16 protein-coding genes are annotated in these 16,342 nt (G+C 62.6%); 7 read left to right on the top strand and 9 right to left on the bottom strand.

Annotation, left to right across the window (positions count from 1 at the left end; translation table 11 throughout):
- Positions 1–4: 4 nt before the first annotated feature.
- The 3 genes from leuD to LAC81_RS17565 form a co-directional block, all read right to left on the bottom strand.
- Positions 5–610 carry a 3-isopropylmalate dehydratase small subunit gene (gene leuD / locus LAC81_RS17575; RefSeq protein ID WP_223725833.1) on the bottom strand — a complete coding sequence of 202 codons (606 nt, stop codon included), beginning with the start codon at positions 608–610 and terminating at the stop codon, positions 5–7.
- Between the two features lie 155 nt (positions 611–765).
- Positions 766–1,197 (bottom strand): VOC family protein, encoded by a 432-nt coding sequence (locus LAC81_RS17570; RefSeq protein WP_113535314.1) that lies wholly within the window; start codon positions 1,195–1,197, stop codon positions 766–768.
- A 223-nt stretch (positions 1,198–1,420) separates the two neighbouring features.
- Positions 1,421–1,681 (bottom strand): hypothetical protein, encoded by a 261-nt coding sequence (locus tag LAC81_RS17565; RefSeq protein ID WP_223725832.1) that lies wholly within the window; start codon positions 1,679–1,681, stop codon positions 1,421–1,423.
- Positions 1,682–1,807: 126 nt separating this feature from the next.
- On the opposite strand from LAC81_RS17565, the gene LAC81_RS17560 reads away from it, so the two are divergent.
- Both LAC81_RS17560 and LAC81_RS17555 read left to right on the top strand, forming a co-directional pair.
- A complete protein-coding gene (locus tag LAC81_RS17560) occupies positions 1,808–2,713 on the top strand; it encodes an HpcH/HpaI aldolase/citrate lyase family protein (protein WP_223725831.1) in 906 nt (301 codons plus the stop codon).
- Positions 2,710–2,916 carry a DUF1737 domain-containing protein gene (locus tag LAC81_RS17555; RefSeq protein WP_223725830.1) on the top strand — a complete coding sequence of 69 codons (207 nt, stop codon included), beginning with the start codon at positions 2,710–2,712 and terminating at the stop codon, positions 2,914–2,916. The genes LAC81_RS17560 and LAC81_RS17555 overlap by 4 nt, the downstream gene beginning before the upstream one ends.
- 256 nt (positions 2,917–3,172) lie before the next feature.
- Here LAC81_RS17555 and LAC81_RS17550 read toward each other — a convergent pair whose 3' ends face one another.
- On the bottom strand, positions 3,173–3,607 hold the full coding sequence (locus tag LAC81_RS17550) for a metallopeptidase family protein (RefSeq protein ID WP_223725829.1): 435 nt from the start codon (positions 3,605–3,607) through the stop codon (positions 3,173–3,175).
- Positions 3,608–3,776: 169 nt separating this feature from the next.
- On the opposite strand from LAC81_RS17550, the gene LAC81_RS17545 reads away from it, so the two are divergent.
- The 5 genes from LAC81_RS17545 to bfr all read left to right on the top strand — a co-directional run bounded on the left by LAC81_RS17545 (position 3,777) and on the right by bfr (position 10,710).
- Positions 3,777–4,730: an ImuA family protein gene (locus LAC81_RS17545; protein WP_223725828.1), complete on the top strand. Its 954-nt coding sequence runs from the start codon at positions 3,777–3,779 to the stop codon at positions 4,728–4,730.
- The gene (locus LAC81_RS17540; RefSeq protein ID WP_223727848.1) at positions 4,615–6,198 is read left to right on the top strand and encodes a DNA polymerase Y family protein; all 1,584 of its coding nucleotides are present in this window, start codon (positions 4,615–4,617) and stop codon (positions 6,196–6,198) included. Before LAC81_RS17545 ends, LAC81_RS17540 begins: the two co-directional genes overlap by 116 nt.
- Positions 6,195–9,554, top strand: coding sequence for an error-prone DNA polymerase (locus tag LAC81_RS17535; protein WP_223725827.1), 3,360 nt, complete (start codon positions 6,195–6,197; stop codon positions 9,552–9,554). Before LAC81_RS17540 ends, LAC81_RS17535 begins: the two co-directional genes overlap by 4 nt.
- A 387-nt stretch (positions 9,555–9,941) precedes the next feature.
- Complete coding sequence (locus LAC81_RS17530; protein ID WP_113535307.1) at positions 9,942–10,253, top strand: (2Fe-2S)-binding protein; 312 nt, start codon at positions 9,942–9,944, stop codon at positions 10,251–10,253.
- Entirely contained in the window at positions 10,219–10,710 is a 492-nt protein-coding gene (gene bfr / locus LAC81_RS17525; RefSeq protein ID WP_034802698.1) for a bacterioferritin, read from the top strand. The genes LAC81_RS17530 and bfr overlap by 35 nt, the downstream gene beginning before the upstream one ends.
- 73 nt (positions 10,711–10,783) lie before the next feature.
- Here the strand turns inward: bfr and LAC81_RS17520 are convergent, their stop codons facing one another.
- The 5 genes from LAC81_RS17520 to rlmH form a co-directional block, all read right to left on the bottom strand.
- A complete protein-coding gene (locus LAC81_RS17520) occupies positions 10,784–11,305 on the bottom strand; it encodes an RNA pyrophosphohydrolase (protein WP_113535306.1) in 522 nt (173 codons plus the stop codon).
- A gap of 51 nt (positions 11,306–11,356) precedes the next feature.
- Entirely contained in the window at positions 11,357–12,565 is a 1,209-nt protein-coding gene (locus LAC81_RS17515; protein ID WP_223725826.1) for a divergent polysaccharide deacetylase family protein, read from the bottom strand.
- Positions 12,566–12,916: 351 nt separating this feature from the next.
- The gene (locus tag LAC81_RS17510) at positions 12,917–14,239 is read right to left on the bottom strand and encodes a S41 family peptidase (RefSeq protein WP_223725825.1); all 1,323 of its coding nucleotides are present in this window, start codon (positions 14,237–14,239) and stop codon (positions 12,917–12,919) included.
- Positions 14,229–15,626, bottom strand: a complete 1,398-nt coding sequence (locus LAC81_RS17505; RefSeq protein ID WP_113535303.1) for a murein hydrolase activator EnvC family protein — start codon at positions 15,624–15,626, stop codon at positions 14,229–14,231. Before LAC81_RS17505 ends, LAC81_RS17510 begins: the two co-directional genes overlap by 11 nt.
- Before the next feature lie 159 nt (positions 15,627–15,785).
- Complete coding sequence (rlmH, locus tag LAC81_RS17500; protein WP_223725824.1) at positions 15,786–16,268, bottom strand: 23S rRNA (pseudouridine(1915)-N(3))-methyltransferase RlmH; 483 nt, start codon at positions 16,266–16,268, stop codon at positions 15,786–15,788.
- Positions 16,269–16,342: the final 74 nt, after the last annotated feature.

Here is a 16,342-nt window from a genome sequence, read left to right as displayed (position 1 = left end):
TCTCTTAGGCCCAGGGGCGCGAGGCGCCGACCGACTTTTCGAAGCTGTCGATGGCGGTCGCCTTTTCGAGCGTAAGGCCGATGTCGTCGAGGCCGTTCAGCAGGCAGTGACGCTTGAACGCATCAACCTCGAACTTGACCGAGCCACCGTCCGGACCGGTGATTTCCTGGGACTCCAGGTCGACCGAGAGGATAGCGTTGGAGCCGCGCGAGGCATCGTCCATCAGCTTGTCGAGGTCAGCCTGGCTGACGACGATCGGCAGGATGCCGTTCTTGAAACAGTTGTTGTAGAAGATGTCGGCAAAGGACGTGGAGATCACGCAGCGGATGCCGAAGTCGAGCAGCGCCCACGGAGCATGCTCGCGCGAGGAGCCGCAGCCGAAGTTGTCGCCGGCAACGAGAATCTTGGCGTTCTGGTAGGCGGGCTTGTTGAGCACGAAGTCCGGATTGACCGAGCCGTCCTCGTTGTAGCGGGCTTCGGCAAAGAGGCCCGTGCCGAGGCCGGTGCGCTTGATCGTCTTCAGGTAATCCTTCGGAATGATCATGTCCGTGTCGATATTGACGACGGGGAGGGGGGCTGCAACACCGGTGAGCTTGACGAATTTTTCCATAACTTCAGGCCTTCGATTTCAGAAGAATGTTGCGCTAGCGTTTAGAGCAGTTTTGCGCCGAAATGAAGGAAAATCTGTCCAAACGCGCGTCGCCGAGCGGGTGAAAATGCCCGCCCGGCGAAAGCTTCGCGCGGTTTTCGATTGTCTGGAAGGCCTTAGCCTGCCTTCACCGGGCTGTTCATGGCCCAGAGAACACCAAAGGGGTCGCGAAGCTGGCCGTAGCGATCGCCCCAGAACATCACCTCGATCGGCATCACCACTTCGGCGCCGGCGGCAACGGCACGGTCCCACCAGGCATCGATGTCGTCGACGGTCAGCGTCAGGGTGAAGGCCTGGGGTTTTTCCAGCGGGTGGCCGTATTCCGGATAGGCATCCGCCAGCATCAGCGAACTGCCATTGATGTAGAGATGGATGTGCATCGTCCGGCCCTGCTCGTCGAGCGGGTGCCGGCCCACTTCTTCACCACCGAAGGCGCGCTGGTAGAATTCCGACGCCTTGGCGGCGCCATCGACCTGAAGATAGGGCAGAAGGCCGTTCAGGACCGGTGCCGGCTGCTTCGTTTCAGTTTGCTGCGTCTGGGTATCCATGTCGTTCTCCATCCTGTTTCGAAGAGCCAGGACCGTGCTGGCCTGTCTCAAGGACGAAGATGGAATGTCCGATCCGACATGGGATCGAAAAAAATTGCAGCCTGCTGAATGACGGTTTTTGAAGGGCGCCAACAGGATTCGAGCCGATTATTGATCGGCCCGATTGCGGATGACCGCTGGGGATCGATTCCGACGCCCGGGGATCGGTCCCGGCGCCTGGGGATCAGAGGTCGATGATCGTACCGCGACCGTCGTTCCAGATGCGCATCTCGCGCTGGCCGTGGCCATGGGCGGGGCCTGCGGCAGCCGGACGCGCCGTGGCGCGGGCTGGCCTGAAATTCAGCCGTGTGGCAATGGCGCTGCCGACCACGACGACGGCGGCGATGCCGGCAAGTGCCAGCGCCAGCGAGGCGGTCAGGACAAATGCCGCGAACGTGATGCTCAGGGCTGCGGCCGTAAAGAGAACAGAGCGAATGCTTTGCATAATCGTCACCTTTCTGAGGGCGATGTGGGGGCTCGTGCCCTGACTTGCAAGGGGCGCGCTTTGCGAAAGGGGTGCGGCGGTTCGCCTCGTCTTGCGGAACGCGGCAAAGGCAGGCACAACTGAAACATGAACAAATCGATCGAACATCACCCCGTGCGTCTGCGCCGCTCGGTGCTCTCGGTGCCGGCCGACAATGTCCGCGCGCTTGCCAAGGTCGCTGAACTCGCAACCGATGCCGCGATCTTCGATCTCGAGGATGCGGTTGCGCCCGAGCGCAAGGTGGAAGCGCGTGAGGCTCTGGTGCAGTATCTGACGGCGAACCGGCCGGACTGCGAAATCGTCATCCGCATCAATGCGATCGGCTCCGATTTCGGTCATCACGATCTCGCCGCAGTGCTAGCGGCCAATCCCGATTCCATTCTCCTGCCGAAGGTCGAAAGCCCGGCGGATATTCAGGCGGCGGCCGAATGGCTCGACGAGAACGACGCGCCGGAAACGTTGCGTCTCTGGGCGATGATCGAAACGCCGCGCGGGGTGATCAACGCGCCGGCAATCGCCGAGACCGGCCGCACCTTCAGCGGCAGGCTCGATTGTTTCGTCGTCGGCCTCAACGACCTGCGCAAGGAGACCGGCGTGCCGGATCGCCCTGGTCGCCCCTATCTGATTTCCTGGCTGATGCAGATCCTGCTGGCGGCGCGCGGCGGCGGCCTTGATGTCATCGACGCCGTGTTCAACGATTTCCGTGATGCGGCGGGCTTCGACGAGGAATGCCGGCAGGGCCGCGACATGGGCTATGACGGCAAGATGCTGATCCATCCCACCCAGATTGGCCCGGCGAACGAGCGCTTCGGCGTGGAGCAGGTTGCCGTCGACGAGGCGCGCGCGATCATCGCCGCCTTTGCGCTTCCGGAAAACGCCGGCAAGGGCGTCATCAATCTCAACGGGCGTATGGTCGAGCGGTTGCACCTCGACCAGGCCGTGACGCTTGCCGCCAAGGCGGACCTTATCGAACAACGAAAGAGAAGATCTTGAAACTCTACCGCTTCCTGACCGGCCCTGACGACGCCTCTTTCTGCCACAAGGTGACGGCGGCGCTGAACCAGGGCTGGAGCCTGCACGGCTCGCCCACCTATGCCTTCAATGCGGATACGCAGCACATGCAGTGCGGCCAGGCGGTGGTCAAAGAGGTCGAGGGCAAGGATTACACCCCGGATACCAAGCTGTCGGAACAGTAGGCCTAGCTGTTTCAGCGGCTGCCCTCACCCTAACCCTCTCCCTGCGGGCGGGGAGAGGGGACGCGACTGACGCTTGGTCATCGCGAATAGTCGGCACGTGAAGCCCGCTTCTGGAATTGGGTATGAATGCGAGCGGGTGCCGCAGGTTTCCTTCGCCCCGCCTGCGGGGAGAAGGTGCCGGCAGGCGGATGAGGGGCTTCCTCACCGCGCGGATGAGGGGCAGCCCTCACCGCGTGGATGATAGGCAAATGAAGTGTCAGCCGCCGACGTGTTCGACGCTTGCCTCGATCCGTTCCATGTCGTCGTCGGAGAGGCCGAAATGGTGGCCGATCTCGTGGATCAGCACGTGGGTGATGATATCGCCCAGCGTCTCCTCGTTCTCCGCCCAATAGTCGATGATCGGACGGCGATAAAGCGTGATCCGGTTCGGGAACTGGCCGGTTTCCATGGTGAAGCGCTCGCTGATGCCGCGGCCTTCGAAGAGGCCGAGCAGATCGAAGGGCGTCTCCAGCGCCATATCCTCGAAGACGTCGTCGCTCGGGAAGTCGGCGACTTCGATGATGAGGTCGGTCGTCAGCTGGCGGAACTCCTGCGGCAGATGGCTGTAGGCTTCCAGCGCGAGCTGTTCGAAGGTGGTGAGCGTCGGTGCGTGGCGTTCCCGCCAATCATCGGTCTGGTCAATGCGGGCCATAGGCACTCCTTGTTGCCCTCCATATAGCGATTTTGCCAGTGTTTTTCGAGTGTTGAATTCCCTGCGCACAGGGGCAGGAATAAATTCTTAGAATTGGCTGTTGACTCATTTAGGAAGCTCTGGAATCTAATAGAACATAACATGAACATTCTGATGGGAGTTGACCGTCATGGCCGACAAAGCCGTGGAGCGGGAGACGGTGCTTTCGCTCCGAGAAACCATAGCCAGGATCGAAAACCGTCGGCTTCCGGGCGTCGTGCGAGCCGCCAGGACGGCCGATCCCGGCGGCTTCCGTCAACGTGAGGAAGATGAGCCGGGGCGCAAGGCGCTTGCGCTTGGCGTTCGGGATCTGGACGCGCTTCTCGAAGGCGGTCTGCCGCTCGAAGGCATGACGGAAATCCGCAATGCCGAAACGCGTGATGCCGGTGCTGCCGCCGGATTTGCTGCCGCACTTAGCGTGCTCTGTCAGCAGGCGCGCCTGGAAAAGGGCGAGCCGGTGGCGCCCGTACTCTGGATCAGCCAGGCGATGGCTTCCAACGAAGCGGGCATGCCCTACGGGTTGGGTCTCAAGGCTTTCGGCCTCGATGTCCGCGGCCTCGTCTTCAGCCTGCCTCGCACGGTGAAGGATGCGCTCTGGATCGCTGAAGCCGCGCTTTCCGTCCCGACCTTCTGTGCCGTGATCCTCGAAATTCGCGGCAATCCCGCAGCCCTGGCGCTTAGCGAAAGCCGGCGCCTGCATGTCCGCTCACGGGCGGGCCACATCCCCCTTCTGCTTCTGCGCCAGTCCGGACACGAGGAGGCCAGCAGCGCTTTCTTCCGCTTCCTCGTCGAGCCGGCCCCGGCGCGCGAGCGCCCCCTACCGGATGGATCGATGCTTCGCGGCAGCATCGGCCATCCCGTCTTTCACGTCATTGCCGAGAAGAGCAGGGCTCCTGCGCCGCTCGGCTTCTTCCTGGAGTGGAACCCCCATGACCGCCGCCTTTACCCCGTCGAGCCCCTACCAGCCGCTGCTGCGGCAGATCCAGAACCAGCGCATTCTGTCGCTCGCCTTTCCGCATCTTCCGGCCGATCGGGTCGCCCGCAAGCGCTGGGGGAACTCGTGGCTTTCCCGCGGGCGTCCTGAGCATCCGCCCGTCGTCTTCGCCGACAAGGTGAAGAGTGCGATGCGTCTCGTCGCGCTCGACGGCTATGCCGAAAAGCAGGGGTTTCATATCGGTCAGGGTGTTGCCGAGGCTCGGGCCATGTGTCCCGAGATCGACGTGTTGCCGGCCGATCCCGTCGCCGACCGGGCGCTGCTTGCGGGCCTTGCGGACTGGTGCAGCCGCTATACGCCGCTCGTCGCGCTCGATGGTGACAGCGGTCTCTTTCTCGACATCACCGGCTGCGCCCATCTTCTCGGCGGGGAAAAGGCACTGCTCGACGATCTGCTCGCTCGCCTTTTTCATCTGGGTGTCGAGGCCCGGGCGGCGATCTCCTCTTCCGCCGGGCTCTCCTGGGCGGTAGCGCGTTTCGGCTCCGACGATATCCTTGCCGAGGACGAGGCGGCGCGGGCGCTGGCACCGTTGCCGATGGCGGCGCTGCGGTTGTCGCAGGAGATGATCGAAACGCTTGGCCGGGTCGGGCTCAAGCAGATCGGCGACATCATCGAGGCGCCGCGCGCGCCGCTTGCCCGCCGGTTCGGCGCAACCCTGCTTCTGCGCCTCGATCAGGCGCTGGGGCGGGAGGACGAACCGCTGTCGCCACGGCTGCCCGTCGCGGCCCTTTCGGTCGAACGCCGTCTCGGCGAACCGGTTCAGGGCGAAGACGATATTTTAGGCCTGACGGAAGAACTGGCGCTGCGGCTGAAGCCGGAACTGGAAAAGCGCGGGGAGGGCGGACGCCTGTTCGAACTGCTGCTCTTCCGTGTCGATGGCGCGGTCTTCCGCATCGCCGCCGGCACATCTTCGCCGCTCAACGAGCCGCGGCGCGTCGCCGGTCTTTTCCGAGAGCGCCTGCAGGCGGTGCATGAGGATCTCGATGCCGGCTTCGGCTTCGAAATCTTGAGGCTCTCGGTGCCGAAGAGCGAAAAATACGAGGTGATGCAGGAGGATTTTTCCGGCACGCCGGATCGCGAGCGCCCGCTTGCGGCCTTCGCCGATCGGGTCATGGCGCGCTTCGGAGCGGAGAGCCTCATGGTGCCGGCTCTCTCGGAAAGCCATGTTCCGGAGCGGGCAGCGACCTTCCGCCCGCTTGCGGACATGGCGCTGATCAGCAAGGCCGGGGAGCCGGCCGCAAACATTCCGGCGCCTCTGCTTGCCGCGGCGGCCCGGCCGCAACGGCTCTTTCCAAGCCCCGAGCCGGTGGAGGCGGTCGCCGAGGTGCCGGAGGGGCCGCCGAGAAGCTTTCGCTGGCGGCGCACGCTGCACCGCATCGCGCGGGCCGAAGGGCCGGAACGGATTGCCGGCGAATGGTGGCTCGATGGCGAGCCGGCGCTGGAGCGCGATTATTTCCGGGTGGAAGACGATAGCGGTCGGCGGTTCTGGCTGTTCCGCGAGGGCCATTATGGCGCGAGCGCTCCGCCGCGCTGGTTCATGCATGGAGTCTTCGCATGAGTAACGCTGTGCCCTATTTCGAGATCGGCGCCTGGTCGAACTTTTCCTTCCTCGAAGGCGCTTCCCATCCGGGCGAGATGGTTGTTGCGGCAAGCCGCCTCGGCATTGGCGGCCTCGGCATTGCCGATCGCAATACCGTCGCCGGCGTGGTGCGCGCGCATGCGCAGGCCAAGGTGGAGAAATATGCCTTCCAGCCAGGCGCGCGGCTCTCCTTTGCCGAAGACCTGCCTGACGTGCTCGCCTATCCCTTAAATCGCCGCGGCTGGGGCAATCTCTGCCGGATGCTGAGTGCCGGAAACCTGCGCGCCAAGAAAGGCACCTGCACGCTCTACGAGACCGATCTCATCGAATGGGGCGAGGATCTCTTGCTTGCCGTGCTGCCCGGCCCGGTGATCGGCGCGCCGGAGGCAACCCTGCTTGCCGATTTCCTCAAGCGGTTGAAACCGCATTTCGCCAACCGGCTCTATCTGGCGCTGGTGCCGCGTTATGACGGCTTCGACCAGTTTGCCTTTGCCGGGCTTGCGACCATTGCCCGCCATGCGTCAGTCAGGCTCGTCGCCACCAACAGTCCGCTGTTTCATGCCGCTGACCGGCGACCGCTTGCCGATGTCGTCACCGCCATCCGCGAGCATGTGACGATCGCTGCCGCCGGCTATCGGTTGCACGCCAATGCCGAACGACATCTGAAGACGCCTGCCGAAATGGCGCGCATCTTCCGCGATTATCCGGAAGCGATCGCCAATACCGGGCATTTCTTTGGGCGTCTGAAGTTCTCGCTGTCGGATCTCGAATATCAATATCCGGATGAGAGCATTCCTGGCGAAACACCGACGCAGACGCTGCGGCGGCTGACGATGGAGGGCGCGCGCGAGCGGTATCCCGGTGAGATTCCTGAGAAGGTTTCGACGCAGATCGAGTATGAGCTCGAGCTGATCGCCGGCAAACGTTACGAGCCCTACTTCCTGACGGTGCGCAACATCATGCAGTTTGCGCGTGGCGCCGAAATCCTGTGCCAGGGCCGCGGTTCGGCGGCGAATTCCACCGTCTGTTACTGCCTGAGGATTACCGAAGTCGACCCGCTTTCGACCACCCTGCTTTTCGATCGCTTCCTCTCGACCGAACGGGACGAGCCGCCGGATATCGACGTCGATTTCGAGCACGAGAAGCGGGAGAGGGTCATCCAGCATATTTATGAGACCTATGGCAAGGAACATGCGGGGCTGACGGCCGCCGTCATCAGCTACCGGGCGCGTTCCGCCGGTCGCGAGACCGCCAAGGCTTTCGGGTTCTCAGAAGACGTACAATCGGCGCTTGCCGGCTCGGTCTGGGGCTGGTCGGTCGCCGATCTCTCAGAACGCGAGGCGCAGGCCGCCGGTCTCGACACGAAGGACCCGACGACCGTGAAGGTGCTCGATTATGCCAGCGAGCTGATGAGTTTCCCGCGCCATCTTTCCCAGCATGTCGGCGGCTTCGTCATGACCCGCGACCGGCTCGACGAGGTGGTGCCGATCATGAACACGGCGATGCCCGACCGCTTCATGATCGAGTGGGACAAGGACGACCTCGACACGCTGAAGATCCTGAAGATCGACGTGCTGGCGCTCGGCATGCTGACCTGCATCGCCCGGGCCTTCGATCTGCTCGACCGGCATTACGGTGAGAAGAGAACCCTGCACCAGCTCTTCAAGGATCATCAGAAGGCCGTCTACGACATGATCTGCCGCGCCGATACGATCGGCGTCTTCCAGATCGAGAGCCGGGCGCAGATGAGCATGCTGCCGCGGCTGAAGCCCAGGAAATTCTATGATCTCGTCATCGAGGTGGCGATCGTCCGGCCGGGGCCGATCCAGGGCAACATGGTGCATCCCTATCTGAAACGGCGGGAGCAGCATGCTCTTGGGATACCTATCGAATATCCGAGCCCTGAATTAGAGGTCGTTCTGGAACGGACGCTCGGCGTGCCGCTGTTCCAGGAGCAGGCGATGCAGATTGCCATCACTGCCGCCGGTTTTTCGCCCAGTGAGGCCGACCAGTTGCGGCGGGCGATGGCGACCTTCAAGCGCACCGGCACCATCCATACCTTCCACGAGAAGATGATCGAAGGCATGGTCAAGAACAACTATCCGCGCGATTTCGCCGAGCGTTGCTTCAAGCAGATCGAAGGTTTTGGCGAATATGGCTTTCCGGAAAGCCACGCGGCGTCCTTCGCGCTGCTCGTCTATGTCTCCTGCTGGCTGAAAACCTATTATCCCGATGTCTTCTGCGCGGCGCTCCTGAACTCACAGCCGATGGGTTTTTACGCGCCCGGGCAATTGGTGCGGGACGCGCGGGAGCATGGGGTCCGGGTGCTGCCCGTCGACATCAATCATTCGGTCTGGGATGCCGATCTCGAAGCGGGTGGCCTGGATCGCAACGCCATCGAGCCGCGCCACCGCGAGATGGAGGACGTGATCAGGACGACGAAGGCGATGCGCCTCGGTTTCAATTCGATCAAGGGGCTGAACCAAAAGGAGCTTGAAGATAAACTCGTCGCCAATAGGGGTGCCGGTTACGGGTCGGTTCGTGATCTCTGGTTACGCTCCGGCCTCTCCCGTTCAGCGCTCGAGCGGCTCGCCGATGCCGATGCCTTCCGCTCGATCGGGCTCGATCGTCGCAAGGCGCTTTGGGCGGTGAAGGCTCTGGATGAAAAGAGTGCGGCCGAGCGGCTGCCGCTCTTCGAGGGTGCTGCGAGAGAGGAGTTGCGGCCGGAGCCCGCGATGATCCTGCCGGAGATGCTGGCGGGCGAGCAGGTGATCAACGACTATCGTTATCTCTCTTTCTCGCTGAAGGCGCATCCGGTCTCCTTCCTCAGAGACACACTTGCCGCGCAGGGCATCGTCACCAGCCGCACGCTTGCGACTGCTCCGGTCGGGCGGCGGATAACGGTCGCCGGGCTGGTGCTCGTTCGCCAGCGTCCGGGCTCGGCCAAGGGCGTCATCTTCATGACGATCGAGGACGAGACTGGTGTCGCCAATGCGATCGTCTGGCCAAAAGTGTTTACGACCTATCGCCCGGTGGTCATGGGGGCACGCCTCGTCAAGATCCGCGGCCGGCTGCAGCGCGAAAGCAGCGTCATCCATGTGGTCGCCGAACACATCGAGGACATCACGCCGATGCTGGGACTGCTGCGCAAGGAAGCCCGGCGGTTCGGGGGCAGCGACCGCGCCGACGAAGCGCTGAGACCGACCGGCGACGCGCGCGAGAAGAAGGCGCAGGGCAATCTGCGCCTGCCGATAATCCGGGAATCCGATGGCAGGCCACGGCAGGCGACGGCCGAGGTCGCGGACGTGATGCCGAAGGGACGCAATTTCCATTGATGGCAGAGGCCCACCCGCACCGCCTCAAAGGGCGGCGCGGGTGGGCCTTGCGGTGAAATGAGCCGTTCATCTTGCGCGACGCCCGGAGCGGTTTGCCGGACCATTCGGCGAGACTGCCGTTGGGGGCTCTTCCTGGCAGTGTTTGATGGGAGGAACCCTTGGTGTGTGTAAAAATGTCGCAGGAGACCTGCAGCAGGATCGACCTTAGGTCTGCAAGAATAGTCCTTCATATTTCTCTAATATTCTGAAAAGACGAAGCTTTTTGTCAATATTAGAGTCGTTCTAATCAACCTGCAACTTCCGCTCGCGGAGTTTTTAGTTGACACTAAATGTCCTGTTTTGCTTTATGCGCTGACACAGGGCGTTGCGTACGACAGGCGAGACGACATGCTGGTTTGCAGCTGCAATTTCATCACGGAAAAAGAGATCGAGGACACGATCATCGGTCTCCTCAACGACGACTGTTGGCAGCTGATCGTGCCGGCGAAAGTCTATCACGCGATGGAAAAGCGCGGTCGCTGCTGCGGCTGCTTCCCCAATGTCGTCGACATCATCATTCGCACCACCGAGCAATATCACGCGCACCGCGACTCGACGGACGCTGAGATATTTGATTTCATGACCCGCCTTAGACAATTCCACGAAGACAACCGGAGGGCGGATCTTGAAAGGCGACAAAAAGGTCATCGAGCAGCTTAACGAAGCGCTCTATCTCGAACTCGGTGCCGTTAACCAGTACTGGTTGCATTACCGCCTCCTCGAAGACTGGGGTTACACGCTTCTCGCCAAGAAGGAGCGCGCGGAATCCATCGAGGAGATGCAGCATGCCGACAAGCTCGTCGCGCGCATCATCTTCCTTGAAGGCCACCCCAACCTGCAGACGGTTGCACCGCTGCGCATCGGCCAGAACGTCAAGGAAGTGCTGAAGGCCGACCTTGCCGGCGAATACGACGCTCGCACCGCCTACAAGAAATCGCGCGACATCTGTCACGCCGCCGGAGACTATGTCTCCATGAAGCTCTTCGAAGAGCTGCTCGCCGACGAAGAAGGCCATATCGACTTCCTCGAAACCCAGCTCGAGTTGCTCGACAAGATCGGTGAAGAGAAATACGGCCAGCTCAACGCTGCCCCGGCCAACGAGGCCGAAGCCGACTAAGCTCGGTGCAAATGTCACAAAGAAAGGCCGGCGACATCGCCGGCCTTTTTGTATCTTCATCCGGGGGGCTGGATTACGGCGCGAGATGCGCGAAGGCCGTGACGACTTCCTCGTAGACCTTGCGCTTGAACGGCACGATCATCTCCGGCAGGTCACGCATCGGCTTCCAGTCCCAGGCGTCGAACTCCGGTTCGTGGCCGCCGGGTGGCGGGTTGATGGCGATTTCGTTCTCGTCGCCCTCGAAGCGGAAGGCATACCAGCGCTGCGTCTGGCCGCGAAACTTGCCCTTGAGGCCAATGCCGATCAGATGCGTCGGCAGGTCGTAATTGATCCAGCCCGGCGCTTCCGCCAGCAGCGAGACCGAGCGCATTCCAGTCTCCTCGTAAAGTTCGCGATAGGCCGCCTTCAGCGGGTCTTCACCCTTGTCGATGCCACCCTGCGGCATCTGCCACTGCTGCGGCGAACCGTCATATTCGGAATTGCCGACGGCGATCCGGTGGCCGGCCCAGACGAGGCCGGCGCGGTTCAGCACCATGACGCCGACGCAGGGGCGGTAAGGCAGGTCTTCCGCCTTCAGTTTCTTGTCCTTGCTCATCGGCTGCCTCTTCCTTCCATATCCATGCATTCCGATCGGGTTGCGTGTACGCTAGTTCTGTTGCGGATCCTTGACGAGCGCGGACACGCCGACGATCTCGATGCCGCGTCCCTGTGCTTCGCCGATCCAGGAGGCGATCGCGCTGACGCTTTCGTCGAAAGCGGAGGCGACGCCGATGGCGGTGCCGTTGCGCCGCGCTATGCGCTCCAGCTCATCGAGCTTGCGCAGGATCGCACCGCGGCTGAGTTCGGTGTCGAGCGTCAGGTCGGCAAAACCATGCGGCACATCGAAGGCATCGGCGAGCTTACCCGAGAGCGATTGCGCCGACGTACCGTCGTCCAGAAACAGCAGGCCGCGCTTGCCGAGATCGCGCATGACCGGCTCCAGCGCATCGGCATCCGACAGGAAACGACCGCCGAGATAATTCATGACGCCGGTGTAGTTGGTGATTTCGGCGAGGTTGCGATGCAATTCCGCAAGGTTTTTCTTTTCACCGAGGCCGATGCGCAAGGCATTGGGACCGGGATCGTTGGCCGGGTAGTCGAACGGCTCCATCGGCAGCTGTAGCAGGAGCTCGTGGCCGCTTCGGCGCGCCTCCTGCATCCAGCGCTGCAGGCTGTTTCCGGCTGTGGCAAATCCCAGCGTCACTTCGCCTGGCAGGTCGCGGATTGCCTTCTGCGTTCCGGTCTGGCTGAGGCCAAGGCCGCCGACGATGAGCGCGATGCGGGTGCCACGTGCGCCGGACCAGGGGCGTGCATATTGATCCATCGGGCGCAGCCCGTCCGGACCGATAATCGGTAGACGCCCGGCTGGGCTGTCCTCCAGGAGGTCGTCATTGGGCATGGCGGCCATACGCGGATCCTGGCCGCGGATCGGACCGACATTGATAAGAGCAGGGCCCTTGCCGTCACGGCTGCGCGGCGAAAACGTCGTAACGGTGGAGCCGTCGTCGGTGAGCGTGTGCTCGACGTCGGCGCCGGAGTAGGCGGTTCCCGGCTTCATCGTTCCGCCGGCGCCCGACTGGCTGTTTGCCGCCTTCGACGGTTTCTCGCCGTCGCCCTTGGCGCTTTCGGTCATCGCCGTTTCGGTCTGGCCGCGCTTCAGCCCGTCCGGCGCAAGGCTGCCCCACAATGACAGTCCGACCACTGACGCTATACAAAGGCCGAGAAGAGAGAACCCGAGCAGACGTCCGGGATTGCGCTTCGCCGCTGGCTTTACCCGCCGGTTCTGGCCCAGGGGGGCATTGAGATCAGTTCCCAAACGGAGCCTCGGTCGGTCTGTGCGATGTTGCCGCTTCTGCATGCCTGCCTTTGATCACAGTCGATCAAAGGACAAAACGTGCAGCAATTCAAAATGCTGCAGCGCTCCTTGCGCACCTGACAGGACGCGTGGCGCTATCGAGCGAGGCGGCACTGAGACACTTCGCCTGTTCCTCTCTCAGCGCACCGGTGGCCTGAGAATCAGTGCCCGCGGCAGCGCCTGTACCCCTATAATTTAGCTGTGAAGCGTTGACCAGTGCATCTGCCCTGGGCGGGGCGCGTCCTGCTGAAATGCAGAACGCCGCGTGGTCTTTCGAACACGCGGCGCTCTCGATTGAATATCGTCTCAGGCTTATTTCTTCAGCTGAGCCTGTTCCGGACTGGCCGGGAAGGACGGATCCGACTTCTTGCCGCGCAAGAGGTCGAGCGCGTAGTTGAGCTGCAGGTCGTCCTTCGGTTCCGGCGGCACATAGGCGACCGAGCCCGAACCTTCGTCGGTCTCGCTCTGGCCCTGGATGTGGCCACGCAGATCGGACTCGCCTTGAGCCTCGACCTTGCCGAGCAGTTCCGGCGGCAGCGGCTGTTCGACCTTGATGTCCGGGGTGATGCCCGTGCCCTGGATCGATTTGCCCGACGGCGTGTAGTAGAGCGCGGTCGTCAGACGCAGCGCACCGGCTTCGCCGAGCGGGATGATCGTCTGGACCGAACCCTTGCCGAAGGAGCGCGTGCCGAGCACGGTCGCACGCTTCAGGTCCTGCAGGGCGCCCGCGACGATTTCCGAAGCGGAGGCCGAACCGCCGTTGATGAGCACGATTACCGGCTTGCCGTCGGTCAGGTCGCCCGGCGTCGCGTTGAAGCGGCGGGTTTCGTCCGGGTTGCGGCCACGGGTCGAAACGACCTCGCCGCGCTCCAGGAAGGCGTCGGAGACGTTGATCGCCTGGTCAAGCAGGCCACCCGGGTTGAGGCGCAGGTCGAGGACATAGCCCTTGAGCTTGTCGGCCGGCACGTCCGCTTTGATCTTCTCGATGCCCTTCTTCAGGTCGTCGTAGGTCTTCTCCGTGAAGGAGATGACGCGCAGGTAGCCGACGTCGCCTTCGGTGCGGAACTTGACGGCGCGAACGGCAATGACGTCGCGAACGATCGTCAATTCGATCGGCTTGTCCGCACCCTTGCGCAGGATCGTCAGCTTGATCGGAGTGCCGACAGCGCCACGCATCTTTTCAACGGCGTCTTCAAGCTTCAGGCCGCGAACGTCCGCACCGTCGATCTTCGAAATGAAGTCACCGGCAAGCACGCCAGCGCGCGCAGCAGGCGTATCGTCGATCGGGCTCGTGACCTTGACGAGATCGTCTTCCATCGTAACTTCGATGCCGAGACCGCCGAATTCACCGCGGGTCTGGGTACGCATGTCCTCGGCGTCGGCCGAGTTCATGTAGCTCGAATGCGGATCAAGCGACGAGAGCATGCCGTTGATGGCATTCTCGATCAGCTTGTCATCCTGCGGCGGCGTCACGTATTGCGCGCGTACGCGTTCGAATACGTCGCCAAAAATTGCCAGTTCGCGATAGGTCGAGGTGTTGGCAGCGACGGCCGGAACGACAGCCGAATAAACCACGCCCATCGCGGTCGCGCCCATCAGCGCCCCGACCAGAACAAGTGAAGCCCTACGTATCATTTCGCGCCTTTCCAACCTCTGCTGCGGTCCACCACGGTCGGGAATCAACCGGTTTCCCGTCTTTCCGGAATTCAATGTAAAGCGTCGGCCGGTCCGTTTCCAGCGCCAAGGCCGCAGCGCTCGCCACTCTTTTCGCCCCCATCGTCGCCAGCGGCTCGCCGGCCACGACAAACTGTCCGGGCTGTACGCTCACCTTCTCCATGCCCGCCAGTACGACGTGGTAGCCGTCACCCGGGTTGAGAATGATCATCTGCCCATAACTGCGGAAATTGCCTGCATAGACGATCCAGCCATCTGACGGCGCAGTCACCAGCGCGCCGGGATTGGTTTCCAACATGATCCCTTGCAGCGAATGCCCCGTGCCGTCCGCATCGCCGAACTTGCGTAACAGCGATCCCGCGGCAGGATAGGCAAGCTTGTTCCTCAGCTCCGAAAACACATATGCGGGGGCAATGCGGTTTTTGTCGGGCACCGCGTTGCGGGCCAATTCGCGTGCCGCCTCGCGCTCGGCATCGCTCATGCGTCGGCGCTCCTCCTCCTGGGCGCGCGCCGCTTCGGCGGCCTCGCGCACAGAGGAAATCTGGCTTTCGAGCGAGCCGATCAGGCCCTGGAGATTGGTGGCCTGGCTGGCCAGCTCCTGGGCCTTGCGCTGTTCGGCGGCGAGCTCGCTGGCGCTCGACTGGCGCAGCTTCTCCTTTTCGGCGACCAGCATCGACATGCGGCGTTCTTCTTCGACATTGGCCGTCATTGCCGCGGTCAGGTCTTCCCGCTGCTTGTCGATGCCGGCGCGAATGTCCGAGAGCGCCTTCAGGTCGGCCACCAGGTTTTCGGTCTCCTTGCGAAGGCCCGGCACGACGGCGCCGAGCAGAATGGCGCTGCGCACCGATGCCAGCGCATCCTCCGGCGTCACCAAAATCGCCGGCGGCGGGTTGCGTCCCATCCGCTGCAGAGCGGCGAGAACCTCGGCGAGCACGCCGCGGCGCGCGTGCAGCGACTTTCGCACAGCATCTTCCTTGGTCCGAAGATCGCTCAATTTCTTTTCGCCGTCGACGATCTGCTGCTCAAGATCCTGGCGCTTCTTGGCAGACTCAACGATCGCAGCCCGCAGGGTCTCGTTGGTCTTGTCGATCTCGGCGATGGTCTCCGTCAGCGCATTGGCGCGCTCCTGCGACAGCGTAATGGTCTTCGAAAGCGCGTCGAGCTCGCTGCGCGTGCTGTTGCGGCGAAGGGTGAGGTCTGCGGCAGGATCGGGCGGACCCTGTTCCTGCCCGGCCATCGTGGCCCCGGGCGGTGTAACTTCCTGGGCGCCCGCGGGCAGGCCGATCGCGAGCGCAAAGGCAAAGGCCGCCGCTTTCCGGCCAAGCCGTCCTGCGTCGTCTCTTCCCATGCTGAAAACGCTGGCTCTGCCTCGGCGCGTCATCCGTTGCGTGCGTCCATTCGAAAATATGAGGAAAAAACCTAATCTGATTTGGCGCACACGACCAAGCATATTCTCGTTATCAGTGCGTGTTGGCGCGAGCGGGATGTCGGCGGAAAATTGCTTCCCCTAGACCCGATGATAGGGGTGGCCGGAGAGAATGGTGACGGCGCGGTAAAGCTGCTCGGCGATCAGGATGCGCACCAGCTGGTGCGGCCAGGTCATCTTTCCAAGGTTGAGTACCGCATCGGCGCGGGCGTGCAGATGCGGATCGAGACCATCGGCGCCACCGATCGCGATCATCAGGTCGCGCTTGCCACTGTCGCGAAACGTGCCGAGAAGCGATGCGAAACCTTCGGAATCGAGCGCCTTGCCCCGTTCGTCGAGAAGAACAAGTAGACTGCCCTCGGCAAGTGCCTTCTCAAGCTGGGAGGCTTCCTCTCGCTTGCGTGTCTCGGCATTCGACGCACGGCTTTCGTTGACTTCGACGACACGAGACAGCTCAAGACCGATCGCCGGACCGGCCTTGGAAAAGCGATCGAGATAACGGGCCGCGAGATCCTTTTCCGGCCCCGCCTTGAGGCGGCCGACTGCGAAAAGTCCGATACGCATGACCTTATCCGTCCTCGCTTGCGCTGCAACGCGCACTGCATAGTTCCTGAAATCGGATCGATTCAAGGAGAACC

This window comes from Ensifer adhaerens (assembly GCF_020035535.1).
GTDB lineage: Bacteria > Pseudomonadota > Alphaproteobacteria > Rhizobiales > Rhizobiaceae > Ensifer.
Note: the sequence above shows the minus strand (reverse complement) of the source record. Positions and strands in the feature narration are given on the sequence as shown.